Here is a 25,618-nt window from a genome sequence, read left to right as displayed (position 1 = left end):
CGCTTCACCAAAAATAATACTCAACTCCGGCCTGGCAGCGATGGCTGAATTACAACGCGTAGTGATAACTCGCGGCTGCAAAAATGCCTAATGCCAAAAGGGCATAGACCCATCGAAACAGGCCAAGCCCTGACCAGACCTGCCGCATTACACCTGCATCGCCCGATAGCGGGCCCGACTGACGGGCGGCAAAGGTCATCATACCGCTGAGGGCGACACCAAAGCCTGCCAGACCAAACCCAAGCCAGAGCAGTTTGGAAAACAACCCACCCCAGGTTCCGAAATGCAGTTTGTCGATCAACGGCTTTAGGCGCGCAATGCCGGTGTTGTCGGACGGTGTCAGAGCGGCCATCACCTCCATCGTCACCGGATCAATGACGACCCGCGCCGCGCCCAGCAGGGGCGGGCCGCCATCCCACGATCCGGAAAAGACGATACCGCCGCGCGGATTGCGGGGCGGCACCATGACAGAAGGCTCAAAGCCGGGCAGGGCGGTGCGGGCGATGGCTTCGGCCTGATCAATGCGCGCCCCGGCGAAATCAGCGGGCAACACTTCGGTCCGTTCCTGCGCAGGGCCGGGGGCGGCTGTTTTGCCGCTGATGCCCAGACCGCCCAGAAAGAACACAAAGCTGCTGACGGCAATCAGCAGCATCAGGACCCCGGACCAGACGGCAAGCAGCCGGTGCAGGCCACCAAGATAGCCCCTTCGGCCCGCGCGATCAGAAGGGCGGCGCAGGAACCCCTTCCAGAACCGCCGGTAACTGATCAGCCCCGACACAATTAGCCCCAGCATCAGGATTGAGATCCCTGAAACCAGCAGGTAGCCAACGCGATGATCCAACAGGAGATTGTCATGCAGATCCCTGAGAACCGATCGAAAGCCAACCACTTGGGTCGTGTCGACAACAGCACCGCTTGTAGGGTCTGTCCACATAACCTTTGGCCCCTCGGACGTGGCGACATAGACCTTGTCGGTCAGCCAAGCGCCAGGATATTTTTCGATCACGTTGATCGCCCGCACCGAGTCTGTGGATTTAACCGTATCGTAGATGGTGCCAAAGCTTGCGGTTCTTTCCTGATCCTGAACGGTGGTCCAGACATTCGGGCGGAATACAAGCTCAAGTTCGCTGGCCACCACAAGAACAGAGCCGGTCAGAAACAAGAACGCCATGAAAAGGGACAGGTGCAACCCCAGCCACTTATGGACCGTGAATGTCAAACTGCGAAACTGACGACCCATACGCACGCGCACCTGTTGTTGCCAAACATAAAATCCTTGCCGACCAGCGGCCTGTCAACCTTACAGGATGTCAGATGCAGGCCCCGGCCCGGATTCATTCGGCGGCATGGCTCTGTGAGGTGCTGTCGAGTTTGCGGCGGAAATCATTGGCAAACATCGTCCGCGTAAAGCGACCCAATCCGGACGCGTGCTCGCCAAAGGTTTCAATCCGCGACAACAGCGTCGACTTGATGCGCGTATCGACCTGAGTCTGGAAATCACGCGGCGCATCAAACCTGTAATCGCTGAGCGATCCTGAATAGCCATCAGCGCGCCATCCCTCGACATCGAATTGCGATGTCCAGACCGGCTCGCGTTCAAGATTTTCCGCGAACGGCACATGCAGCATCACCGCATCGTAATAACCGATGATGGATTCCAACATAGCTTGCGCATTTTGATTGTCAGGACCCAGAAGGTCGGAAATCGCGCGTTTGAGGAAACCCAGCGCCTCGTTCAGGACAATGAAACGCCCGATCATGGAATATTTGCTCAGAAGATTTCCGCCCAGCTCTCCGCTGATCAGATCGTCGTAGTTCTCTTTGGCCCATGCCGCGCAATCGGCGCGGGTTTCAAACAGTTCGGCCTGGTTTTCTTCAAGATAGCCCGAGACTGCATCGCGTAATTCCTGCGGGGCCTCGTCGAGGATTTCCTGCATATATTTGACCACTTGAAATGGCCGAATGCCATTGGCCTTGGCCAGCCGGAATGCTTCATCGAAATTATCCTCATAATAGAAGATTGTCAGCAGAAGGTGGAACACCCGTGTGTCCAGATAGTCCTGGAACGAGAAATGTTCGGATTCGACAACCATCTCTTCGGTCTCAACCACAGTATCGCCGGTATATTTGCCCAGACAGCGGGCAACCACGCGGTGGCGGGTTTTGAAGCCGAATTCCTCGCGGCTTTCGGGGTTGGCCAAGGGCGCACCATGCAACAGCATCAGCTGATGCGCGGCGACCCGGCTGACGCCGGTTTCAATCAGCTTGTCGACCGCATCCATGAACGATTCCTTGGTCTCACCCGGCATGCACAGGATCAGTTCGCCATAGGATTGCATCCCTTTTGAGTGCAGCTCTTGCTGGACCTCGGCATAGGTATCCAGACTGATGTTGTCGCGTTTGATGTTTTTCAGAACGGTCGGGTTCAGCGACTGAACCGACGAGGTCATCGGTAACCGGCCCTTGGCCTTGCGCATGACCTTGATGATCCGGTCACCGCGGTTCTTACCGGTCGTCGTGCGGATATATTTCGGCCAGTCGTATTTCTCCATCAAATGGCCCAGATAGTCAGCCACCTCTTCATCTTGCACATACATGCCGAAATTGTCGTCGGCAAAGCATAGCGGGCTGGCGTGGTTGATCCGCGCCACGATGTAATCGAGATCCGCCTTGGTCCGCTCGAACGAATGGCGGAAAACTTTCGAGTTCGATTTGACTGCCGAGTTGCAGAACGCGCAGGTGAACGGGCAGCCGCGGGCCAGTTGCATCAGCGCAAACAGGCCGGTGTCAAAGAATTTATCCATCAGCCCGGCCAGATAGGGTGAGGGAATTTCATCCAGATCGCGGATGCGGGGCAGTTCTCCACCGCGCAGGATTTCGCCGGTTTGGGGATGCACGAACAGCGCGCCGTCAATCGCTTCGTCCCACATCCCTTCGCGGCGGGTGCCGACGTCGATGAACCGTTGCAGCGTGCTTAATAAGGCGCGCTCGCCCTCGTAAGTCGGTCCGCGCACGTGCATGTCGATCTGTGGCATCGTCCTGATCCAGCTGTCCTGCTCGTCTTCGGTCAGCGGAAAGTTGGGGCCGCCCATCAGCGTCAGGGCATTGGGGTTGGCCAGCTTTGCATAATCGGCGAAAGAAAGAGCCAGATGGTGGTTCCAGGAATAGCTGGAAAACCCGATCACATCCGGCGCAGCAGCGTCAATTGCCGCCTTCAACTCTTGCGGATCACGAAATATCTGTGCCTCAACAGGCGTCTTCGATTTGGCGTAAGCCTTGGCATAGGTCGCGAGGTTTCCGACACCTAAAGGGTAGGTGTCTGATGTGGCGGTCACAAGATTATGGCCCAAATCGGCTAGGTAAATACGCATCTAAAAACCCTTATGTCGCAAAACTAATTACCAGATACGGCGTGACTCAGGTCGACGGGAAAAGGCTATTGTACCAACCCGCCATCTGTCCAGTTTCCCGGATCACACCTTATGTCGTCCGCACAAAGTATAGATAATTTCCGTTTTGTTTCTACATTTGGCTTAATCAGGTGCCTTTTTACTGGGCACATTGGAGCATTGTCTCAAAATAATCGGGGGCAGGATTTCCGTATGTGAGGCGATCGTATTGTGTTCTTCATCAAGGTAGTTGTTGAATCCTCGGACGGGCTCCCCCGTCGCGGTGACTTCAATAACCCGACCCTCCGTAGAGGAAATAATCAGCCAGTTGCCGTTGGGAAGGCGCTGGTGGTGACCCATTATGAAGGCATCGAACGTGAGGTCGGAGCCATGGAAAAGATTGTAACGTGGGCGTTTCAGCGCGGCATCTGCTGCTTTTCTTTTAGCTTTTCCCTGAGAGTTTCGTAAGGCGTTTTCCCGCCATGTGCTCCGTGCATTATTCCTCGCCTCCACCGTCCATATCTCTGGAGACTGGCATAGGTCTTTCCTGCACCGCAGCAAACGCGAATGGTTCTGATAAGAAAGCCGTTCGCACTCCGTTCAATGCGTTACTTTTCGCGATCACAACACGGTGTTTTTCAACAGAATCGACCATTTGCCGACGGCTAGGTTGGTCGTGACGATGATCGAGATGCAAAACTTGTGCTCCCAGTGACCATCCTTAACTTAGACATACGAGAACCGCTCGCTCTCCCGAAGCCCAAGTCGGTCCAACGCCAAATGCAGCATGCAATTCAAACGATCCGTGCCGCCCTGCGCGAACATCGAAGAGAAAAAGCTAAAACCTTTCCAGCCCATGGTCACCGGCACAATGCCTTGCAATTCGCGCAGAGTCGTCAAAGCCGGAACCTAAACCTGCCGCCAGATCATTGGACCTTTCCCCAAGAGGCGGGCTTTCAGCTGAAAGACTTTTGAAGCGGACAACTTTCAGAATCTCTGGCACCATCAAATCGAAATACGCCACTACCCCACACTTTGCAGTACATTTCTTCAACGCTGTTGGGTATGTCTCAAAGTAATACCGAAACGCTTTAGGCCCCCAGGAAGTTGCGCGTTAACAGAGCCAGCCCTGTCACCACCAACCCCAACGAAATCCAGCCTCCAAGTCCCCACGGGCCCATCCCGCGCCAGACCCGGGCGAAGCCGGAACGCGCCGGTGCGCCGGTGGTCTTTTGCTGTATGATCCCGACGCGCTTGGCGTGTATTATCATCCCGATTATCGTCAAGGCCGATAGTCCCACACCAAACAGGCCCCAGAGAATTCGCGTCGGCAGCCCGCCCCAAGTGCCGAAATGTATCGGATCGGCGGCTTCCGCAATGCGCTGGTGCAGCGACAGGTCCTCGCCGCGATGCGCACCGAGCACCTCGAGCGTTTCCGGGTGGAAATAGACTGAGTTTGCCCGAGGACGAACCAGAACCGCCGTATGATCCCCTTGGAAAACGATTGGTTGTGCGGGTCGGCGGGGCAATATCACTTTCCGAACCTCTAGGCCCGGCAATGTCGCCGTGGCGATTGCGCTGGCGGCATCGAGACGCGCACCGTCGAAATCCGGCGGGAGGAGTCGGTCGCGGGTGACAGTACGGTTCGCTGGCGTAGCGGGCGCATCGAGTCCGACGGTTTCAACAAAATACCAAAGGCTGGTCACCACCAGGGGTACGAAAAAGACGAGCGACCAGACTGCGATTAGCCGATGCAGATCGCTGAGCCAGGCCCGGGAGCGACTCGAAAAACGTGGCCAGCGGAAAAAACCGGTCCAGAACCGGCGGTAGAGAAACAGGCCGGCGATAACTGTGGCGGTCAGGGGAATGCCAAAGAATGTTACGACAAGCTTGCCCTGGTTCCCGGGGATGAATAGGGCTTCGTGCAATCGCAACAGAGCGGCATGGATGGTAAATGAGGACGTCTCGCCATTCACCTGACCGGTGTAGGGATCGACCCAAATAAACGCATCGCGGCCTTCAGGCCGGATGCCCGTAACCTGGTCGGCAAACCGCGCGCCCTCTGACCGATCGAGCGCTACAATGTCCCAATCGGGCCGGGCCCTGGCAGCCGCGTCGTAGATCGTTCCCAAGCTCAGTTTCGCACTACCCTGCGGCGATGCGCGAACTTCAGAGTATCGTAGCCAGTCCAGCTCTGGCGCGAACACCAAGAGCGTGCCGGTAAGAAACAGGAAGGTGAAGAACAAAGACGCACCCAACCCGAGAAAGGAGTGCAACCGGTGCCAGCTTGGTATACGTAAGCGGAAGTCGAACATTGCAACCCCAATTCAGAATTCCGTCGAAGAGCTTGACGCTCCTCATAACCACGCAACACATATTCCGTTAGGCCGCGCCTACGGACAAGCCCAGGTATCCGTCGCGAAATACGAGGCGGGATAGAGCCGGGCCTCGGTCACCTCCAGAACCTCGTCCTCGTCATACCTGTTTACATATTCCCAGACGATCCTGCGATCCGCATCGGTCTCAAAGATGCGGCCCGCCTCGAACTCGGTTATCAGGTACCCGCCGTCGCCAGTGATCTCATGCTTGCCCCTAACGACGGTGCCAAACTCTTCACCTTCGCGGTCACCGAATGCGACCGACGTTGTTCCGTGTGACGGGTCCACTCTCAGGATATTGCCAACCAGCGGGGCATCCAGATCGATCGAGTCATCTGGAAGATAATCCAGCTGATAGGTATTGTTGTTGAATACTGAGAAGGTGCCATCCGCATCGAACTCGGGATCGTGCTGGCGCCGCCACGGACCGGTCTGATGCCATTTCACCTTCCAGGTATCCGGATCGACGACGAACAGAAGGTTGTAGGTCCGAAGCGACAGCAGCAGATCGCCGGCCTCGAACTCCGGAAAACTGTCGGCATACGCTGCGGGAAGTTCTTCGATCTTGTTTACGTGGACGAGCTCGGCGTCGCGGTCGGTTCCGTGGCCAAAACTGTAGCCTGTCGCTGTCAGCAGCGCATCGAGCCCGTTCTCAAAGAGGATCTCGGGAACAGACTTCTGGATTACAATCTCTCCGTCATCCGACATTTTCAAAACCAGGTCTTCCAGGAAGTATTTACCCGGACCCGGGCGAGTCATAGGCCAGAAGCGATCATATTCCGGGGGTCTTAGATAGTGGCGTCCGGGGGCCCAGAACCCGCCCCCTTCGGCCACTTCGATCGAATGATGCGTCGGATGCGCAAGTGTCCACACAACCTCTCCGCAACGCGAGAGTTTGACCGTGCCGCCATAGTCGTAGTTAAAGACGACCGATCCATCCGGAAGGATGAGCGCTCCGTGTGTGTCGATGTTGTGGTCCGTCGCCGGTGGATTCTCGATATGGGAGGTGTCAGGGAAATGGTCGGAAAACCGAACTGGCCAACGAGCCATCAGTGTTCCGTCGCGCTGTATGAGCCGTAATTCGTTGCCGTCGCCAAAAAAACCGGAAATGAAGATCAGGTTTCCATCATTCTGACGCTCGTTGACGGTCACCTCACTTCCCGGGTTTCGCGCAGGTTGCAGAAAATGAATCGGTCGACCACCAGGCACCCAGTTCTCGCGCTCATCAAAAACCAGGAACATGTTCTCTTTGAATTGTTTGACCGATTTGTAGGCGAAGTTCTTTTTCAAACCCGAATACATCCCGGCCCCGAAGGCCAGGCCTACGACCAGCAGAGGCAGTGCTACGAAAAACGCGATCTTGTCCAGATGCTTCAACATGGTTTCCTCATCATGCCGGGGCCCGGGCGGGGATACTGAAATTCCTCAATCAGGCAGACGGTGTGATAGGCGCCGGAAAACGCATTCCAGACCTTTTTGGTGTAGCTGTGAAAGAAGTGCATACAGAGCCGCCTGCCAAAGCGATTGATCACCCATTCCTCAAATGTATCTTCCTGCGGTTTGGGCTGGATCGTCCACTTGATGAAGCTGCCGATGGTCTTGTAGGTCTCATAGGGGCCGATATTGCCCAAAGCATTGAAGATGCGCAGCAGGTAGCCGTAGAAATTGTTGCGATAGAAGATACGGCTCAGGCCTTGCACGGTGATGTAATCATCGCCCATCACCTCATGCCAAATGTCTTCGACTTCGCGTACTTTCGTGTAAAACCGGTGGCCACCGATATCAAAGCGATAGCCTTTATGGGTTTCGGTGCGGGAAATTCGGCCGACCATGTCCGGGGCCTCGCAGACCTGAGGAACATGCATATCTCTCAACTCTCGTAACACTCAATTTTGGATTTCATAAGCCGCTGTTAACCCAGCCGGGCCACCACCAATGATAACTACGAGAACAATACCTTTTTTCAATTGACTAACATCCTCACTAATAACACTGTCGTCAGGTTACAGGAGGACGCCTGAGATTCACAACAAAATCATGTTGCCCCGCAGCAAATGTAGTCCCGTCCACGCGGCCGTTTTCTTTGATCTACAAGTGAGTGTTGGGTCGCGGCCCGGAAATCGCGGTTTAATCTGACGCATGAACCAATATCCAAACCCGGCTTTGCGCCCTGGGAACAGGTTCTGCGGAAAACCAACAGCTTTCACCTTTGATAGAAAGGGGGATTTCAAGCTAAAAATTTGAAAAATTGATGTATTCCGACACGACACAGGCCGCCCTCATGGCTGCCGGACGGCCGAAGGAAATTCTGGGCACTTTCATGGCAGAGGCAAACTATCCGATCTGTTTTGCCTTGATTTGAGGTATTGCGGACGGTGTGCTTCGAATGCCCTTCCAACATTTGCGGAAAAGTCAACAATGACGCCTCACCAAGCATATTGTATACTTTTTGGCGTGAGAGTGTCCGAAATTTTATTGCATAACAACTCTTAACATCGTGAATCTTGACAGGTGCGTGACGCTTCCGCCCTACTACTCCTGAGTGTTTGGAGAGAGAGGGCCACATCAGGTCTAGGTTATAGGCCAATTAACTAGTGACTGTCTTCGTGGTTAACGACGGAGCAATTTTATGAATTACGTTTTCCTTGCCAGCGGCAGCCTGCAAGTCGCAAACGGTAAATCCGAACCCTGGCGCGTAACGCTGGTTGATACGGGTAAATGCAGCCTGACCGGTGGGCGGTTTAAGCAGGTTATGCCCCGCCTCAAAGATGAAGAGGCATTCTGCCTGACCCATGGCGATGAGGTTGGGAATATAGACATCCGGGTTTATAGCACACTCGCGACGGTCCCGTCGCTGCGCTGCTTTGGTAAGCTTGAGGTGCAGGACAACCAGGTTCTTAACTTTTCCGAACAGCCTGTCGGAGATAGCGGACTGATCAATGGCGGTTTTTTTGTCGATCAGCCTCACCTGAGTGGTTCAATTTGATTGCCCGCGCATTACTGGCCTCCAGTCCATCTGGAATATGGCTTCTGGGGCGGGCGGTAACCCAGAGCACTACGGGGTCGAGTCCGGCCGAGTGCAGAATAGGGTGCTAAGCTAAGCCAAGGTTATCGGAGTAGCACGTGACAGCAGTATTGTTTAATACCCTTGATGCTTCCGCTCCAGGCATGTTGGTGGTCGACCTTGACGGAACGCTCCTGCGAAGCGACTTACTCCATGAGAGCTTCTGGTCGGCCTTTGGTCGGGACTGGCGCAGCCCCTTCCTCTCCGTTGCGGCGCTGGCTCGTGGGCGGGCATATCTCAAGCGCCATCTGGCCGCAGCTTCGGCAGTCGACACCGCTACCCTTCCTTATGACGTCAAGGTGATAGCCTTTGTTGAAGCCTGGCGAGAGTCTGGAGGAAAAACGGCACTCGTCACAGCCAGTGATCGTGATTTTGCTGAAGCAATCTCTAGGCATCTGGGCATCTTTGACGAGGTGCATGGCTCTGATGGCAAATTGAACCTGAAGGGCGACCACAAGGGGCAATTCCTAGCAAATCGGTTCGGGTCAAAGGGCTTCGCCTATATGGGGGATGCCAAAGCCGATCTGCCAGTCTGGGAGCGGGCCGCCAAGGCTATCACCGTGAATGCCACTGCCGCATTGCGCCGGGAAGCTGAGAGCGTCTGTGAAAACGTCGAACATCTCGTCACCGACACAAAATCGGTCAGATCCTACATCAATGCGCTGCGGCCCCACCAGTGGCTAAAAAACGTGCTTGTCTTCTTGCCAATGCTGGCAGCGCATCAGCTGGACAGTCAGACCTTCCTCCTGTCATTGCTCGCCTTCGTCTGCTTCAACCTGGTGGCGTCGAGCGTCTATGTGCTGAACGACTTGCTTGATCTCGCAGCGGACCGAGCCCACCCGCACAAAAAGAACCGCCCGTTTGCTTCTGGCAGTATCCCGATTGCCCACGGCACATGGATGGCGGCGGGGCTGCTTAGCCTCGGCGGCCTGCTTGCAATCAGCATCAGCCTGTCATTCCTGCTGGTGATGGTGGCCTATTACCTGCTGACCACCGCGTATTCCCTGTATCTCAAACGCAAAATCGTCATCGACATCTGCGTCCTGGCGGGCCTCTACACGACCCGGATCATTGTGGGCGGGGTCGCCACCGGCATTCCGCTGTCTGTCTGGCTGCTCGCATTCTCGGTGTTTTTCTTCCTGTCGCTGGCCGCGGTCAAACGCCAAACCGAGCTCATCGACAGCGCCGATCGCGGCTGCCTCAAGGCCAGCAGACGGGGATACCACGTGGACGACCTGCCGATCATATCGATGATCGCGATCGGCTCCGGGTACGTTTCCGTGCTGGTGATGATGCTTTACGTCAATTCGCCCGCTGTGGTCGAACTTTACGCGCATCCAGAAGCCCTGTGGGGCGTCTGCGCCGTCCTGCTGTACTGGATCACCCGGGCAGTGATGGTCGCGCACCGAGGCCACATGCATGACGATCCCGTGGTTTACGCGGCAAAGGACCGCATCAGCCAGATGTGCCTACTGATTATTCTGGGCTTTGTTCTCGGGGGGGCGCTGGCATGACACTGCAGACGCTCATCTTGAGATACGCGGCCTTCGCCCTTGCGGCAATAATTGCCAACCTTACCACCCAGCGTTTGGTCCTGCAGTTTGGGGATACCAGTGGCTATTTCGCTGCCGCCGTGCGCGGGGGAACCATCGTTGGCCTCGTAATCAAGTATGTCCTCGACAAGCGCTGGATCTTCTACGACGTTGAGACCGGCGCGAAAAACCATGGTCGGAAGTTCTCTCTCTATACGTCCATGGGGCTCATCACAACGGCGATCTTCTGGGGTGCCGAAACAGCGTTCTGGCTGATCTGGCAGACGGACATGACGCGCGAGTTGGGCGCGATCCTGGGGCTTTCGGTCGGCTATGTCGTGAAGTACAAACTCGATCGGCGCTTCGTGTTCGCCGATCGGCAAATGGCAGTGTCGGCATGATGCTGTCGGGATGGGGGCGATATCCTGTGCTGGAGGCAAGGACCCATCGGCCGCGCAGCGTGGACGCATTGCGGAATCTGGTCCTCTCCGAGCCGAACCTTATCGCCCGTGGCAATGGCCGCGCCTATGGCGACAGCGCCATCAACACGTCCGCCACGATTGAGACGCGACACATCAACCGAATGATCGCCTTCGATCCCGCCTCCGGTCAGTTGGTCGCGGAAGCCGGGGTACTGCTGGGCGACATCATTGCCGCCTTTCTGCCCCGCGGCTGGTTCCCGATGGTCACGCCCGGGACCAAGTTCGTCACGCTGGGCGGTGCCATCGCGGCGGACGTCCATGGCAAGAACCACCACAAGGACGGGAGCTTCCGATACTGCGTCGATTGGATCGATGTCATGGGCCCCGATGGTGAAATCCGCCGTTGCTCCCCACACGACGATGCAGCAATGTTCGACCACACTTTGGGAGGCATGGGGCTGACCGGCGTCATCCTGCGCGCCGCCATCCGTCTGCGGTCAATTGAAACCGCCTGGATTCGCCAGAAAACCATCGCCGCACCCAATCTCAAGGCCGCGATGGCCGCTTTCGAGGCAACGCAGGACGCGACCTATTCCGTGGCCTGGATCGATTGCCTCGGCACCCGCGGCAATCTTGGTCGATCCCTGGTGATGCTCGGAGAGCATGCGACCCTCCGCGATCTGCCGACGGGTAAGGCGCTGGCCCCTTTCCGGACCAAGACTAAAAGGAAACTCTCGGTCCCGATCGACTTCCCGGCCTTTGCGCTGAACAGCCTGACCGTGCGTGCCTTCAACGCCCTCTACTACTGGGCCGGCGCGCGAAAGACAGCAGAGCACCTCGTAGATTGGGACAGCTACTTCTACCCGCTCGACGCGATCTTGGGCTGGAACCGCATCTATGGCCGCAAAGGCTTTGTCCAGTTCCAATGCGCTTTACCGCTGGACCAATCCGAGGCCGGGCTGACAGCACTATTGGCCGAGATTGCCAAGGCCGGTTCCGGATCCTTCCTTGCGGTGTTGAAACGCTTTGGCAAGCAGGAAAGCGCTTTCTCTTTCCCGATGGATGGCTACACGCTCGCGCTGGACTTTTCGGTCACGAGGAAAACCCTCGCGCTGCTGGAGCAACTGGACCAGATCACCATCGAAAACGGCGGCCGCTTTTACCTGGCAAAAGATAGCCGGATGCGTACCGAAACGCTGCGCGCCTCAGACATACGCGCCGCTGATTTCCGCGCCCACCGCGACAGCCATGGGTACACAAGCCGGTTCAGATCGGCCCAATCCGAAAGGCTGGCCCTGTGACAAAGCTTCCCGTACTCATCCTCGGCGCTGGATCCGACATCGGCAAGGCTGTCGCCCACAATTTTGCCGCGCTTGGCAATCCCGTCCAATTGGCCGCCCGCAACGCCTCCGCCCTTGAAGCCGACAAAACTGATATGGAGTTGCGCCACGGGGTTTCGGTGACCCTGCACGAATTCGATGCGCTGGCGACTGAAACCCACGACGCCTTCGTTGCGGAACTTCCACAGCTGCCCCAAGTCGCGGTCTGTGTCGTCGGCCTTATGGGCCAACAAGCGGAAAACGAGCGCGATATACGGGCGGCTTGCCGTGTAATGCGCAGCAATTACGAAGGTCCGGCGAGCATCCTGACGGTCCTTGCCAACAGCTTCGAGGCGCGCGGCAGCGGCACCCTCGTCGGCATCAGTTCGGTCGCAGGGGACCGTGGCCGGGCGACGAACTACGTTTATGGCTCAGCAAAGGCAGGCTTCACGGCCTTCTTGTCAGGCCTGCGAAATCGTCTCGCCAAACGCGGGGTTCATGTCGTGACGGTCCTTCCGGGCTTTGTCTCAACCCAAATGACCGAAGGCATGGACCTGCCGGCCAAGCTGACCGCCGAACCAGGCGAGGTCGCGGATGCCATCGCGCGTGCTGTCGCAGGCAGGAAGGACGTGATCTATTTTCGCCCGATCTGGCGGCTGATTATGCTGATCATCCGGAATATTCCAGAGCCGGTTTTCAAGAGGCTGAGGATATAACCATGCGTGAAGAAGCAAGAGCCGAGGCGTTGCACGCGTTCCGAAAATTCGCCCCGTGGCTGCTAATTGTTGGGGCGCTACTACTTGCCGCCTTTCGCTCAGTGCGCTTCGGCGGCTATTTCCCAGACGATGCCTACATAACGATCCGCTTTGCCGAACACCTCAGTCAGGGCCTGGGGATCGTGTGGAATGTTGACGGACCTCCAGTGGAAGGCTCCACTTCTTTCCTGCAGACATTGCTCTATGCGGCGGCCTTCAAACTCGGCCTGTCCCCCGCCATCAGTTCTTATGCCATGAACACCCTTGGCCTCGCGGCCCTCGTCGTCATCCTTTACTTCACGATCAAGAACCTGACCGGTCGTTTTGACGTGGCGGCTGCGCTTCCGCTCGCGATGTTCTTTTCCGGCGTGGCCTTCACTGTCCACTTGAACTCGGGGATGGAGACGCTGATTTTTCTGACTCTGATTTCCGCCAGCTTCCTGACCAGCTTGATCTTGCTAAATCGTCGAACCTGGACCGCAGCTTTGGGGCTGGCGGTGGTGAATTTCTTTTGTCTCTTGTGCCGACCGGATGCGGCGCCGTTCATCATGGGCCAAGGGCTTGTTTTGGGCATCGTTGCGCTGCGGACCTGGCTGACGCAGGCGAACACACTCTTCATTCGGCAGCTTGCCGTCTCATTTGCGGTGCTGGTCGCAATGGGACTGACCTTCCTGGCGTGGAAGTACAGCTATTTCGGATATGTCCTGCCCAATTCATTTTATGTGAAGGCATCGGATCCTCTGGCGTTTAATGGCATTTCACCGGTCAAGAGATTCCTCGGCGATATGTTTTGGCGCATAGGGCTATTAGTCCCGCTGCTGATATTCGTTGACTGGCGTTTTCGGGACAACCACGTCAATCAAGTACCCGCTCGCATCGCACTGCTCGTCGTTCCTGTTGCCGCCTTTCTGGCATACTACACGACCACGCTTCATCTTGTTGGCTTCTTCAATCGGTTCGAATATCCCACGGCCGTGTTCTTCTGGATCGGGCTGAGTTGGCTGCTCTCATCGGGTCGTTCCACCGAGCGGATGCAAGAGTTTGCCGGAAGAGCACTCGGATCAACTGGCGGACGGGTTCTGGTTACCAGTGTGTTACTCTGTGCTTTGGCGGTCCAATTTGAATTCGACCGCTCGCGCCATTGGAAGTGGTTCAGCGGGATACAGATACTGCACTATGAGCCGATTGCCGAAGCGCTCGCGCGCTCCGAGGCGGGGTCCGACGGGACGCTTGTCTTTGATTCAGCCGGTTATATTCCGTATGTTAGCGGGTTCTCGCTGATCGATCCGATCGGGTTGACGGACAACGTATTGTCCGGGCGCGAGCCGATTACGCCGATGGAGCGTGAACAGTATATCTGGGGGTCCGATCCGGACGTTTATCTCGGCCCGGTGCCGGCAGCAAGCGCGGGTGCGGAGAGTGGCCGCGACGACCCGCTGGTGCAGAGCGAATACGCGCAGAATATCCTGCTGCAGCCGGTGATCTTTGCCTCATACGAACGCTTCATGGGCAAGATGACCTACGACGAACGGCTCGAGATGTTGCATGTCCGGATGCGCGAACTGCGCGACCGCTGGATTGCAGTCGGGGAGATTCCCTATCCTTACCCTTCTCTGGAGGAGTACACGCATTTCCTTTATGTGCGTCGGGACTCGCCTCATGCCGACAGGCTGGTAGACGAACTCGGGCGGATCACCACCCGCCCGATTGAAAACATCGACTTTGACAACCTTCTGGATGGGCAGCGCCAGCATAACCGGCAAAGTCTGCAGCTACTTGCGCAGGAGCGCTGAAGCTGTGCCCGGCGGTTACGATGGCAATCAGTACCCGGCATTGCGTCGACGGCTTATGAGAGGGAACACTCTTTCAGCTTTGTTCCTACATTTGGCGCAATAAAGTGCCTGTTTACTGCGCGCATTGTGGCATTGTGTCGAAATAATCCGGGGGCAGCACTTCTGCGTGGGTTACGACCTTGTTGTAGTTTTCGTCGAGGTAGTTGTTGAACTCCCGAACGGGTTCACCGGTCGCGGTGACCTCTATGACGCCGCCTTCCATCGGTGATACGATCAGCCAGCTGCCATTTGAAAGGCGATGGTGCTGACGCATGATGAAAGAATCAAACTTGAAGCCAGTGCCATGAAACAGGTCACGAGCCTTACCGGTGAGTGGATTGACTTCGACAATGGTGGTCCGGAATCTGTGGATGTTGTTTGAATAGACAGTGATGGTGCCATCCGGTTGCCAGTCCGCATCATGCTGGTAGCGCCAAGGGCCGTAGCGGGCCCAGATAATCTCGTGCGTGTCCCGGTCGATCACGGCGACAAGGTCGATGTTCCTAAGGCTGACCAGAAGATCCCCGGCTTCGAACATGGAAAAAGCGTCGGCCCGGGCTGCGGGCAAGGGCTCGACGTTATTGGGATGCAGGATATCTTCATCTTCGTTCATCAAGTCAAAGACATAGCCGTGTTTGTCCGTAGAAAATCGGGTTACAACCAGAAAGCCGGGGGCCATCTTGTCGGGTGCGGTGACGACATAACGTGCATCGACAGCCCAGTTCGGACGTTTGCGGACCGAGCCCTCGGGCAGGACCATTCCCGTGGCCTTCATCGACCTCCAGACATTGCGGGTCTCAACAAGCGCCTGATAAGGTTTCCAGCCTTTGTGCGTTGTCTACATGCCAGCGGTGAAGGCTAAAATCAAAAGCAGCAGAAGTCCTGACAGAATGGATAATGTTTTCATAGTAACTTCTGAACTAGGTAAAAACGAAGAGGGGCCGGATCGCAATTGCATTGGCGCAAGAGGAAGGGATGCGACTGGAAACCAGAGGTATCGGGGGCTGGTCCGCGTGCGTGCCGGTATAAAAGCTGGATCTGGCGCCATGTAAAACCGTTTAGCTGTGGCTTTGTGGTTATTGATGAAGATGTGTGCAGCTAAACATGCGCAAATTATTATTGCAAAGACCTGCAAGGCCTAATCCTGAAGTATGGAAATTGCGCCAACAAAAGGGCCGAAAACCAAAGACTGTCCAGAAATTTGATCAGATCCAGTTGCCGTACCTAGGCAGATACGGCGCAAAAGCCGCACCACGCCATCAAAGCATGGATGGCTGTGATGCAAGTGCTTCCGCGGCAAACGGGTTTCAGCTACATTGGTTGTAGACTGTCTGAATTTCCTTTGAGTGTGTCCTGAGTTCCCTTCCAGATTGTGTCATGAAAACCATTTCCGTCGTATCGCCGTGCTACAATGAAGAAGACAATGTCGCTGTTTGCTACGACACGGTGAAAGCGCTATTCGAAAACGAGCTGCCTGATTACAACTATGAGCATATTTTCATCGACAACGCGTCAAACGATGGCACGGTAGAGGTCTTGCGCGGGATCGCCGAACAAGATCCGAACGTCAAAATTGTCGTCAATGCCCGCAATTTCGGCGTGTTCCGATCCACCTTTAACGGGCTGCGGTATGCGACGGGCGATGCCATCGTGGTTTTGCTGCCCGTAGATTTGCAGGACCCGCCCGAGATGATCCCCGAATTCGTCCAGCTTTGGGAAAACGGTTATGACGTGGTGGCCGGGGCGCGAAACACCCGCGAAGAAGGATTCTTTTTCAGAACCGCGCGGAAGTTCTTTTACCGCACCATCAACAGCTTGTCGGATGTCGAGATGGAACCAAACGTCGGAGAGTTCCAGCTGGTCGACCGGCGTGTTCTGGATGCGGTTCTGGCGCATAACGATCACTATCCGTATATCCGCGGGATCATCGCCTCCTGCGGGTTCCGCCGGGTTATTGTGCCTTACACGTGGAAGGCGCGAAAACGTGGCCTGTCCAAACACAATATGGGTGCGCTGACGGATCAGGCGCTGAACGCCATCTTTGCATTCACCCGCGCGCCGATGCGGTTCTGCACCCTGAGCGGGCTGGTGATTGCCATCTGCTGTATCCTGTTCTCGATCTTCTCGGTGATCGCGTATCTGGTCTCTCCTGATCAAGCACCGCGCGGGACCATGACCATCATTGTCTCGTTGTTTTTCCTGTCTGGCGTGCAGCTTCTGTTCATTGGGATGTTGGGGGAATACATCACCTCGATCCACAATCAGGTACGCGGCGGTCCGATCGTGATCGAGCAGGAAAAGATCAATATCGACACCCCGGACACCTCAGAGGCCAAATCTTCGGCATGATCGGCCCGACCTTCCTGCGCCTGTCACTGCTGACGGTAGCTTTTGCGTTTTGCGCAGATGCAACCAGCGCCATGCAAACCAATGCAACGCAGGATGAGATGATGGCCTGGATGGGTATCCTGACGGGTGTCAGCCTGATGGTCTTCGTCGGGTTCGCGATGCGGGGCTATGGGCTGTTTGCTGCTCTGGCCGCGCTGTTTTTGCTGGGCAGCGCAGCGCGGTTGTGGATGACACAGCCCTTGTGGTTTCCGAAACTGGACCTGTCCACAGACACCGCAACGCTGATGATGCTGGGTATTCTGGGGGCGCAAACCGTGCTGACCGGGTATGTACTGGTCACCCGCTGGCCCGCCGCGGCGTGGCAAGGTCTGAGAGATTTTGGGTATGGCCGAATACTGATCCTGCTTGTACTGGTCACAGTGTTTACTGTCTCACCCACCAATTACGTCGCATTTGGCCATTATTTTCCCTATCTCAAACAGACCCTAGCAGGCGGTTTGATATCCACGATGCAGCTGGCCACGGTGATGGCCATGTTTCTGGTGGCGGGGCCCTCGCATGTTCCCAGAGTGCCGCCACTGGGACTGGCGATTTTCGCCTTTGTCGCCAGCGCGCTTCTGGCCTGGTTTGCCTTTGAGCGCGTGCCGCATGTCGAGGATGAAGTGGCCTATCTGTTTCAGGCCCGCACCTTTGCCGGAGGCGCTTTGACCGTTCCGGCCCCGCCGGTCGAAGCGCAACCCGCGTTGGAATATTACCTGCTGGATATTCGTGGCGATCGCTGGTTGTCGGTCGTTGCCCCGGGCTGGCCCGGTATTCTGAGCCTTGGGGTTCTGATCGGCATGCCGTGGATCGTGAACCCAGCGCTGACCGGGGCATCTGTCTGGCTGGCCCATGGCATTCTTCGCAACACGGTCGGCACAACCCGCGCCGATGTGGTCGGCCTGTTGATGGCAAGTTCGCCTTGGGTACTGGCTATTGGCGCGTCGATGATGGCCCATGCGGCTGGGCTCTTTCTGGCGTTGCTGGGCTGGTGGCTGCTGCTGCGACCAGTCACGGACAGGTCGGGCAAGGCAGCGGTTTTAGCCTTTGGCGCGGGTCTTGCGATGGGGTGGCTGTTCACCACCCGCCCGTTGGAGGGTATCTTGATCGGCGGCTTGACAGGGCTTTGGCTGTTGCTCGATTTCCGGGGCAACATCGCCCGGATTATCCTTTACGGGTTGGGCTGCTTTGCAGCAGGGTCCACCTTTTTCCTGTTCAACCTTGCCACAACGGGGGATCTGCTGCTGACACCGCAGGCGGACTATATCAACCGTCTGTGGCCCGGTGCGGGCAACACCTTTGGGTTCGGCCCTGACATTGGCCCGCCAGCCGGAGATTGGCTGGCGCTGGACATCTGGCCCGGGCATAGCCCGGCCGAAGGGCTGTTGAACACGCTCAACGGGTTCGCATTTATGAACTTCGAATTTCTCGGCTGGACCTTCGGATCGCTGACCGCACTGTGGGCTGCAGTGCTGTGGTTCCGCCATCCGACAGGTTTTGACAAGGCCATGTTGGCCCTGTTGGTCGTCGTCATCGGCGTCATGTTCTTTTACTGGTATACCGGAACCTTCTTCATTGGTCCGCGCTATTGGTACGTCGCGCTGCTGCCGTTCCTTACCTTATCTGCGGCGGGTCTGTTGGAGGTCAGGCTGCGATTGTCCGAGACCGGGCAACAACGCTTTTCCGTCGTATTGCTGTTTCTGTGCGCCGTATCCCTGATGGTGTTCACGCCCTGGCGGGGGGTCGCAAAGTATCATGGGTATCTGGGCTATACGTCAGAAATCCGGGACCTTGAACAGCGCGAGAACCTGACAAATGCGCTTGTGTTTGTCGCGACCTCCGGCGACATCGGCTTGGCCTTTTATCGGCTTGATCCGTTCCTTTCGTCCGACCGTCCGATTTACGTCCGCGATCTGGGGTCCGAGGCCAATCAGGCAACAATCGCGGCCTTTCCCGGACGCGAGCTGATCTATGTCACCGTCGACGGCTGAGGATCATCCTGCACCGCGGCTCCAAGGAAAGCGACCCGTCAGCACCCGCCCAATCACGATATAAGCCAGCACGGCGATGGGCAGCACTAACACTCCTTGTGCCACAATAGGGGGCAGACCAGCTGAAAGCAGTGCTTGCAGACCCAACGCGTTGATGCCGTAAAGACCCAGATAGGCCAGCACATAGACTGGCAGTCGGGCTACGCCGCCGGTGCCAAAGACCAATCGGGCATGGGTGACATAGTTCCACAAAACGCCACCCGCAAACGCCAAGGCCAGCGCGGGCTGCGCGGACAAGCCTGCGGCAAGCAACAGGGCGAACAGCAGATATCCAAAGCCCGTGTTAACGACACCCACAACTAAAAAGCGCAGGAATGCCCATTTGGGATCGGACAATAGAGGCTTCATCTTTTTGCCGTTGCCGCAATCACCGCAGCAACCCCCGAAGCAACGTCATGTTCGGGAACAAATCCAACCTCATCGCGCAAGCGTGTAACGTCGGCGGCCAAACAATCCGGGTCCTGTGCGCTGCGGGGAATTGCCCCCAGACGCACCAGATCAGAGCCATCTAGCTGCGTTGCCACCTCGTCGATCAAGTCACGCACTGCCAGCGTGGTGCCGCTGGCGACATTGATGGCTCCGGTTACATCCGACGCCAATAGCTGCGTAAGGGCGCGGGCAAGATCGTCCACATGCAGAAAGTCGCGCTTTTGCGTGCCATCTGTGCAGTCCACGGCTTTGCCCCGGCGCAAATTGCCGATCAAGTCACCCAGCAAACGACCGGCGGGCTCGTAAGGACCATAGACAAAGAAAATCCGCGCCCAGGCGAGGGACAATCCCAGATCATGTGCCGCTGCACATAAGGCCAGTCCGGTGCCAGCCTTGGCCGCCCCATAGGGTGTTGCAGGGCGCAACGGCGTGGCTTCAGTCAACTCGGACCCGGACCAGTCGTATTCTGCGCAGCTACCAGCACACACCACCCTTTGCCCGCCCTGTCGCGCGAATTCGCGAACCAGTTGCAGCGTCGCGGCCATCCAGTCGAGGTTGACCGGGGAAACCCATCGATCTTGCGGATCGTCATGCCAAGCAAGATGCACCAGATTTGTCGCATCGGCAGCGCGCAAGGCGGCTGAGGCTTCCGCGGGGTCCAATAGATCGCAGGTGAGGGTCCGGTCCGCAGCCGCCACGCGGCCTTTACGTGTAAGCGCTATCACCTCATGTCCGGCCTGCATCAGGCATTCTAAGGTTGCGCGCCCCGTCAGGCCAGTGGCTCCGGTCAGAAGAACCCGTGCCATCAGCTGACCCTGATCTCCGGCACAGCTGTTACCCAGCGCGTGCCATGGTCGCGCAGGTCCGACAGCTGGTTGATGACTTCGTCGCGGATATTCCACGGCAGGATCACCACATAGTCCGGCGGATCAGCCCGCAGCGCACCAACTGGCCGCACCGGAATCCGACTGCCGGGCAAAAGCGTGTTCTGCTTGGCGGGATTGCGATCGACGCAATATGCGATCAGGTCCGGGCCAATCCCCGCATAATTCAGCAGCGTGTTCCCCTTGGCCGCAGCCCCATAGGCCGCAACGGTTTTCCCCTCGGCTTTTGCCGTGTTCAGAAAGGTCAGCAACCCGTCACGCACCTGCTCAACCCGAGCAGTGAAGTTCATGTACCCTTCCGCCCGGTCCAGCTGTGCTGCTGTCTCGTCGGCGCGCACCTTGGCCAGCCCCGGGCCCTCGCTGTGGCTGGCCTCGTTCAGGCAAGCAAATACCCTGAGCGATCCGCCATGGGTTTGCAGCTCTTCGACATCAAAAACCCGCAGCCCGGCGCGGGCAAAGATTTTTTCGACCGTCAGCAGCGAAAGATAGGAATAGTGCTCGTGGTAGATTGTATCGAACTGTACCTGTTTAATCAGGTTCAGAAGATGCGGAAACTCAACCGTATAGACCGCATCCTCGTGCAGTAGTGTCGCCACTCCGTCGACGAAATCATTGATATCCGGCACATGCGCCAGAACATTGGCCGAGGCAATCAGATCAGGGCGCTTTCCTTCCTGCGTTAGTCGTTCAGCAAGGGATTGACCAAAGAACTCTACAAGGGTCGGCACATTCTTCTGCTCGGCAACTTGTGCCACATTGGCCGAGGGCTCGATCCCCAAAACCGGCACTCCGCGCTCCACGAAATATTGCAGCAGGTAGCCATCGTTCGACGCAATCTCGACCACCAGACTGTCCGGTCCCAGATCGAAGCGCTGTATCATGTTTTCGGCGTAGGTTTTGCAATGGGCAAGCCAGCTGTCAGAAAACGATGAGAAATACGCGTAGTTGTTCGAAAATATCTCTTCCGGCGGAACGGCATCATCCACCTGCGCCAGCCAGCATTGAGTGCAAACCCGCGTGTGCAGCGGATAGGTCGCGTCTGGGATGTCCGCCTGTTCCGGCGGGACATAGGAGTTGGCCAGAGGTGATTGCCCCAGATCCACAAGGGTCAGTGTCAGCAGAGCATCGCAATGGCGGCAGCGCGGTTGCGGCATAGGTCCTATCCCTGTCTCTGAAGCAGTGTTTCGTAAGCGCTGATCTGAGTCCGGCACAGCTCTGCCGCTAGCTCCCCCCGAGACCAACCAGCGTACCAGTCTGCGGTAAAGGCCACGGTGTCTTCAAAACTGAGAGCCGGATACCAGCCCAAACCGGTCCGGGCCTTCGACACATCCAGCCTCAGCATTGTGGCTTCGTGTACCGTCGCTGCGTTCGGGTCAGTCTTGATCCGACCTTGCCCCAGTGCCGCCACGATCGCGTTCGCAACATCAACAACCGGGCGTTCGTCATCGCGATCGGGGCCGAAATTCCAACCGCTGGCGAAGTCCGCGTTGCCGTCGAGTGCCTGCGCCAGCATCAGGTATCCGCGCAGCGGCTCAAGCACATGCTGCCATGGGCGAATGGCGTTGGGATGGCGCAGGTGGACGCAGCCGTCCTCACCCAGACAGCCGCGCACGATGTCCGGCACCAGCCGATCTTCAGCCCAGTCGCCACCACCGATGACATTCCCCGCACGTGCGGTCGCAACCTGCGCCGGATGCGCCCCCGCTGCATTCTCTGAAAAGAAGCTGCGGCGCATGGCGGCCGTTGCAATCTCGGTCGCACCTTTCGAGGCGGAATAGGGATCCTGACCGCCCATCGGATCGGTCTCGCGGTAGCCCCAGATTTGCTCGGCGTTTTCATACGCCTTGTCCGAGGTGGCGACGACCACGGCCCGAAGATCGGGCGCGGCGCGCAGCGCGTCCAGCAGCTGAACCGTGCCAAGCACATTGCTGGCAAAGGTTTCGACGGGTTCGCGATAGGACCTGCGCACTAAGGACTGTGCGGCCAGGTGAAACACAAACTCCGGACGTGTTTCGGCGATGACCCGATCTAGTGTCTCGCGGTCATTGAGATCACCGTTTATCGAGCGCATGCCCGACACATCAAGCAAGGACCACAGGTTGGGCTGCCCTTCCGGTGGCAAAGCATACCCGGTTACATCTGCCCCCGCCGAAGACAGCCATGCCGACAGCCATGCGCCTTTGAACCCGGTATGACCTGTCACCAGAACCCGTCGCCCTGCAAAAAAGGCCGCCGTCATTCCCAGATCTTCCATGGGGCCTCGCCGCTGGCCCAGTATTCCTCAAGCTCGTGACGTTCGCGGATCGTATCCATCGGCTGCCAGAACCCCTTGTGTTCAAAGGCCATCAGCTCACCGTCGCGGGCCAAACCGGTCAGGGGTTCACGTTCCCACGCCATTTTGTCATTGCCGAGGTATTTCTTGACCTCCGGCGACAGGACGAAAAATCCGCCGTTGATCACGCCGCCGTCACCCACGGGCTTTTCCGTGAAGCTAACAACCCGGCCACCGTCCCGTTCCAGCTTGCCGAACCGCCGGGGTGGCGGCACGGCGGTGACAGTTGCAAGCTTGCCGTGGCTGCGGTGAAACGCGATGCTGGCACCAACATCAATATCGCCAACACCATCCCCGTAGGTCAGGCAAAAGGCCTCTTCATCCTGCAACAGCGGCATAACTCGCCCCAACCGCCCACCGGTTTGGCTGTTTTCGCCGGTATCAACCAACGTCACGCGCCAGGGTTCGGATTTGCTGTTGGCAATTTCAAGGCTACCGGTGGACAGATCAATCGTGACATCCGAGCTGTGCAGAAAAAAATTCGCGAAATATTCCTTGATCACATAGCCCTTGTAGCCCAGGCATACGATGAAATCGGTCACGCCATGTGCGGCATAGATTTTCATGATGTGCCAGATAATCGGCTTTCCGCCGATCTCGACCATCGGTTTTGGAATCCGGATGGTTTCTTCGCTCAGCCGGGTCCCAAGACCCCCGGCCAGAATAACGCACTTCATAAAACCAGCTCCTCAGACGCAATCGGGGCCGACTTTTGCCGACCACGAGCCTCAGTTAAGCAACCTTGTTACAATCAAACACACGTATAGTAGGATGGCAGCCCCGGACACATGTCAAGATTCATTGTCGCGCGCTTTGCCAGAGGGAAAACCGGCCTCGGCGGCTGTGTGAAAGCGCGAACAATTCATTGGGTTGAGGTGGATTGTTGCCCCTGGGGCGAGAAAACGCACATCCGGCCAAAGCACGCACATATCTTAGGCTTCCAGTGCGGCACGTCGGTTTCAATCAATGAAATTTCAGGACATGTCACATGGCGACCAGCGCGGCACGAGATGCTGCAGGACAAATGATCAATGCATTCAGCCTGCGTGGCGTAAAAAGCCATGATTCAATAGTTTAATCGGTTTGAGCCAGACAACAGGAGACGAACAGATGCCCCGCCTGGTCTGAGGTCCACGACAGCTAAATCAGGCCGCTACTCACTTACGTCTCCACTGTCACATAGGTGAAATCACGGGCGGGTAGATAAAGCGCAATGAGGGCGCATGGATGAAATGCAGCCCTTGAGATGGCGGGTTTTTCCGGGTTCCGTAGATTTTGGTGTGAATCGACGGCAACCTTTAGTAGCCTGAGGTAAGGGTTTTAGTATGGATGTTAGTGATTTGAAAAACGATATTGTACCAGTCGTCGTAATTGGTGGCGGCCCAGCTGGCCTGACCGCAGCATATGAACTCCAAAAACTGAGCGATGCACATGTCCCTCAAGTCTATGAGGCCTCAGACATGGTGGGTGGCATCTCGCGGACCGAAACGCATAATGGCTATCGCTTTGACATCGGAGGCCACCGGTTTTTCACCAAGGTCGGTGAAGTCGAGGACATGTGGCATGAGGTGATGGGCGACGATTTCATCACTGTTCAGCGCCTGAGCCGCATCTTCTATCGCAACAAGTTCTACGATTACCCGCTGCGCATCTTCAACGCCCTGGGCAATATCGGTCCTTATGAAACCTACAAGATCATCGGCAGCTTCATCAAATGGAAGATCCGGCCCAAACCGCAGGAAGATACGTTTGAGGAATGGGTGATCAACCGCTTCGGCGGGCGGCTGTACATGCACTTCTTCCATAGCTACACGCAAAAGGTCTGGGGGATTTCACCCAAGGAAATCCAAGCAGACTGGGCCGCGCAGCGGATCAAGAACCTGTCCCTGCCCAAGGCCGTCTGGAATGCGATTTCGGGGGCCAATGACACCGCCAGCCTGATTGAGGAATTCCAGTATCCGCGCCTGGGTCCCGGCATGATGTGGGAAAAAACCCGCGATCTGATCCGGGAAAAGGGCGGCAGCGTCGAAACCCGGTCCAAAGTGGTGAAGGTGAACCGCGATGGCAACCGCGTAACCTCAATCGACGTTCGCCATTGGACCGAAGAAGGCGAAAGACATATCGAACGGGTTGAGGGGGCTGAATTCATCAACTCTATGGCGGTGCGTGACCTGATCCACGCGTTTGATCCGCCCCCACCGCCCGAGGTGCTTGAGGCCGCTGATCGCCTACGCTATCGCGACTTCCTGATCGTGACGTTGATCCTGGATCACGCCGATCCGTTCCCGGACAACTGGATCTATATCCACAGTCCCAAGGTCAAAGTGGGCCGTATTCAGAATTTCCGGGCGTGGTCAAAGGAAATGCTGCCGGACCAGAACACCGCGTCGATCGGCATGGAATATTTCTGCCAGAAGGATGACGGGTTATGGTCATCCTCAAACGAAGACCTCAGAAAGCTCGCCAGTGAAGAGCTGGAACAGCTTGGTCTGGCCAAGGCCAGCGACGTCGTTGACTTTGCGGTCATTCGTCAGCCCAAGGCCTATCCGGTATACGATACCGAATACAAGGACGCGCTGGGAACGGTCAGCGACTGGCTGAAGACGTTCGAAAATTTCCAGACCGTTGGCCGAAACGGCCTGCATCGTTACAACAATCAGGACCATTCGATGCTGTCGGCGATGTATGCTGCGCGCAACATTCTGGGCGAAGAGAACGATATCTGGGACGTGAATGTCGAACGCTCGTACCACGAAGAATTCGAGGTCAAGCCCGAGAAGAAAAAGATGTTTGGCGGCAAAGCAAACAAGATCGCATAAACGCGGTCTCGCCGCGGGTCTGAG

General features: G+C 56.9%; 22 protein-coding genes. 10 read left to right on the top strand and 12 right to left on the bottom strand.

The window, feature by feature from the left end; genetic code table 11:
• Positions 1 to 49: 49 nt before the first annotated feature.
• Complete coding sequence (locus ACOQOY_RS21335; protein WP_420587394.1) at positions 50 to 1,240, bottom strand: PepSY-associated TM helix domain-containing protein; 1,191 nt, start codon at positions 1,238 to 1,240, stop codon at positions 50 to 52.
• 94 nt (positions 1,241 to 1,334) lie between these two features.
• The gene (locus ACOQOY_RS21330; protein ID WP_420587393.1) at positions 1,335 to 3,371 is read right to left on the bottom strand and encodes a B12-binding domain-containing radical SAM protein; all 2,037 of its coding nucleotides are present in this window, start codon (positions 3,369 to 3,371) and stop codon (positions 1,335 to 1,337) included.
• Between the two features lie 249 nt (positions 3,372 to 3,620).
• Here ACOQOY_RS21330 and ACOQOY_RS21325 point away from each other — a divergent pair, with 249 nt between their 5' ends.
• Complete coding sequence (locus ACOQOY_RS21325) at positions 3,621 to 3,857, top strand: hypothetical protein (RefSeq protein WP_420587392.1); 237 nt, start codon at positions 3,621 to 3,623, stop codon at positions 3,855 to 3,857.
• A 258-nt stretch (positions 3,858 to 4,115) separates the two neighbouring features.
• On the opposite strand, the gene ACOQOY_RS21320 is transcribed toward ACOQOY_RS21325, so the two are convergent.
• The 4 genes from ACOQOY_RS21320 to ACOQOY_RS21305 form a co-directional block, all read right to left on the bottom strand.
• Complete coding sequence (locus ACOQOY_RS21320) at positions 4,116 to 4,289, bottom strand: hypothetical protein (protein ID WP_420587391.1); 174 nt, start codon at positions 4,287 to 4,289, stop codon at positions 4,116 to 4,118.
• Positions 4,290 to 4,480: 191 nt separating this feature from the next.
• Complete coding sequence (locus ACOQOY_RS21315) at positions 4,481 to 5,704, bottom strand: PepSY-associated TM helix domain-containing protein (protein ID WP_420587390.1); 1,224 nt, start codon at positions 5,702 to 5,704, stop codon at positions 4,481 to 4,483.
• Between the two features lie 78 nt (positions 5,705 to 5,782).
• Positions 5,783 to 7,147: an arylsulfotransferase family protein gene (locus ACOQOY_RS21310; RefSeq protein ID WP_420587389.1), complete on the bottom strand. Its 1,365-nt coding sequence runs from the start codon at positions 7,145 to 7,147 to the stop codon at positions 5,783 to 5,785.
• The gene (locus tag ACOQOY_RS21305) at positions 7,141 to 7,632 is read right to left on the bottom strand and encodes a hypothetical protein (protein WP_420587388.1); all 492 of its coding nucleotides are present in this window, start codon (positions 7,630 to 7,632) and stop codon (positions 7,141 to 7,143) included. The genes ACOQOY_RS21310 and ACOQOY_RS21305 overlap by 7 nt, the downstream gene beginning before the upstream one ends.
• A gap of 764 nt (positions 7,633 to 8,396) precedes the next feature.
• Between ACOQOY_RS21305 and ACOQOY_RS21300 the strand changes: the two genes are divergently transcribed.
• The 6 genes from ACOQOY_RS21300 to ACOQOY_RS21275 all read left to right on the top strand — a co-directional run bounded on the left by ACOQOY_RS21300 (position 8,397) and on the right by ACOQOY_RS21275 (position 14,652).
• The gene (locus ACOQOY_RS21300; protein WP_420587387.1) at positions 8,397 to 8,753 is read left to right on the top strand and encodes a hypothetical protein; all 357 of its coding nucleotides are present in this window, start codon (positions 8,397 to 8,399) and stop codon (positions 8,751 to 8,753) included.
• A 137-nt stretch (positions 8,754 to 8,890) separates the two neighbouring features.
• Positions 8,891 to 10,345: a UbiA family prenyltransferase gene (locus ACOQOY_RS21295; RefSeq protein WP_420587386.1), complete on the top strand. Its 1,455-nt coding sequence runs from the start codon at positions 8,891 to 8,893 to the stop codon at positions 10,343 to 10,345.
• Positions 10,342 to 10,764, top strand: coding sequence for a GtrA family protein (locus ACOQOY_RS21290; protein ID WP_420587385.1), 423 nt, complete (start codon positions 10,342 to 10,344; stop codon positions 10,762 to 10,764). Before ACOQOY_RS21295 ends, ACOQOY_RS21290 begins: the two co-directional genes overlap by 4 nt.
• 59 nt (positions 10,765 to 10,823) lie before the next feature.
• The gene (locus ACOQOY_RS21285) at positions 10,824 to 12,086 is read left to right on the top strand and encodes an FAD-binding protein (RefSeq protein ID WP_420587384.1); all 1,263 of its coding nucleotides are present in this window, start codon (positions 10,824 to 10,826) and stop codon (positions 12,084 to 12,086) included.
• Positions 12,083 to 12,820: an SDR family oxidoreductase gene (locus ACOQOY_RS21280; protein ID WP_420587383.1), complete on the top strand. Its 738-nt coding sequence runs from the start codon at positions 12,083 to 12,085 to the stop codon at positions 12,818 to 12,820. The genes ACOQOY_RS21285 and ACOQOY_RS21280 overlap by 4 nt, the downstream gene beginning before the upstream one ends.
• A 2-nt stretch (positions 12,821 to 12,822) precedes the next feature.
• A complete protein-coding gene (locus ACOQOY_RS21275) occupies positions 12,823 to 14,652 on the top strand; it encodes a hypothetical protein (protein WP_420587382.1) in 1,830 nt (609 codons plus the stop codon).
• A 112-nt stretch (positions 14,653 to 14,764) separates the two neighbouring features.
• Here the strand turns inward: ACOQOY_RS21275 and ACOQOY_RS21270 are convergent, their stop codons facing one another.
• Positions 14,765 to 15,466: an arylsulfotransferase family protein gene (locus tag ACOQOY_RS21270; RefSeq protein ID WP_420587381.1), complete on the bottom strand. Its 702-nt coding sequence runs from the start codon at positions 15,464 to 15,466 to the stop codon at positions 14,765 to 14,767.
• A 602-nt stretch (positions 15,467 to 16,068) separates the two neighbouring features.
• On the opposite strand from ACOQOY_RS21270, the gene ACOQOY_RS21265 reads away from it, so the two are divergent.
• Together ACOQOY_RS21265 and ACOQOY_RS21260 are read left to right on the top strand one after the other, a co-directional pair.
• Entirely contained in the window at positions 16,069 to 17,040 is a 972-nt protein-coding gene (locus ACOQOY_RS21265) for a glycosyltransferase family 2 protein (protein ID WP_420587380.1), read from the top strand.
• Complete coding sequence (locus ACOQOY_RS21260; RefSeq protein ID WP_420587379.1) at positions 17,037 to 19,070, top strand: hypothetical protein; 2,034 nt, start codon at positions 17,037 to 17,039, stop codon at positions 19,068 to 19,070. Before ACOQOY_RS21265 ends, ACOQOY_RS21260 begins: the two co-directional genes overlap by 4 nt.
• 3 nt (positions 19,071 to 19,073) lie before the next feature.
• On the opposite strand, the gene ACOQOY_RS21255 is transcribed toward ACOQOY_RS21260, so the two are convergent.
• Genes ACOQOY_RS21255 through rfbF form a run of 5 tightly spaced genes read right to left on the bottom strand, consistent with a single transcriptional unit; the run spans position 19,074 to position 23,452 of the window.
• On the bottom strand, positions 19,074 to 19,478 hold the full coding sequence (locus ACOQOY_RS21255) for a GtrA family protein (protein ID WP_420587378.1): 405 nt from the start codon (positions 19,476 to 19,478) through the stop codon (positions 19,074 to 19,076).
• A complete protein-coding gene (locus ACOQOY_RS21250; RefSeq protein ID WP_420587377.1) occupies positions 19,475 to 20,365 on the bottom strand; it encodes an NAD-dependent epimerase/dehydratase family protein in 891 nt (296 codons plus the stop codon). Before ACOQOY_RS21250 ends, ACOQOY_RS21255 begins: the two co-directional genes overlap by 4 nt.
• The gene (locus ACOQOY_RS21245) at positions 20,365 to 21,597 is read right to left on the bottom strand and encodes a methyltransferase domain-containing protein (protein WP_420587376.1); all 1,233 of its coding nucleotides are present in this window, start codon (positions 21,595 to 21,597) and stop codon (positions 20,365 to 20,367) included. Before ACOQOY_RS21245 ends, ACOQOY_RS21250 begins: the two co-directional genes overlap by 1 nt.
• Before the next feature lie 5 nt (positions 21,598 to 21,602).
• The gene (gene rfbG / locus ACOQOY_RS21240) at positions 21,603 to 22,697 is read right to left on the bottom strand and encodes a CDP-glucose 4,6-dehydratase (RefSeq protein WP_420587375.1); all 1,095 of its coding nucleotides are present in this window, start codon (positions 22,695 to 22,697) and stop codon (positions 21,603 to 21,605) included.
• The gene (gene rfbF / locus ACOQOY_RS21235; RefSeq protein WP_420587374.1) at positions 22,679 to 23,452 is read right to left on the bottom strand and encodes a glucose-1-phosphate cytidylyltransferase; all 774 of its coding nucleotides are present in this window, start codon (positions 23,450 to 23,452) and stop codon (positions 22,679 to 22,681) included. Before rfbF ends, rfbG begins: the two co-directional genes overlap by 19 nt.
• 663 nt (positions 23,453 to 24,115) lie before the next feature.
• Between rfbF and ACOQOY_RS21230 the strand changes: the two genes are divergently transcribed.
• Entirely contained in the window at positions 24,116 to 25,594 is a 1,479-nt protein-coding gene (locus tag ACOQOY_RS21230) for an NAD(P)/FAD-dependent oxidoreductase (RefSeq protein ID WP_420587373.1), read from the top strand.
• Positions 25,595 to 25,618 lie beyond the last annotated feature (24 nt).

Source organism: Ruegeria sp., from assembly GCF_965221235.1.
Lineage (GTDB): Bacteria > Pseudomonadota > Alphaproteobacteria > Rhodobacterales > Rhodobacteraceae > Ruegeria.
Note: the sequence above shows the minus strand (reverse complement) of the source record. Positions and strands in the feature narration are given on the sequence as shown.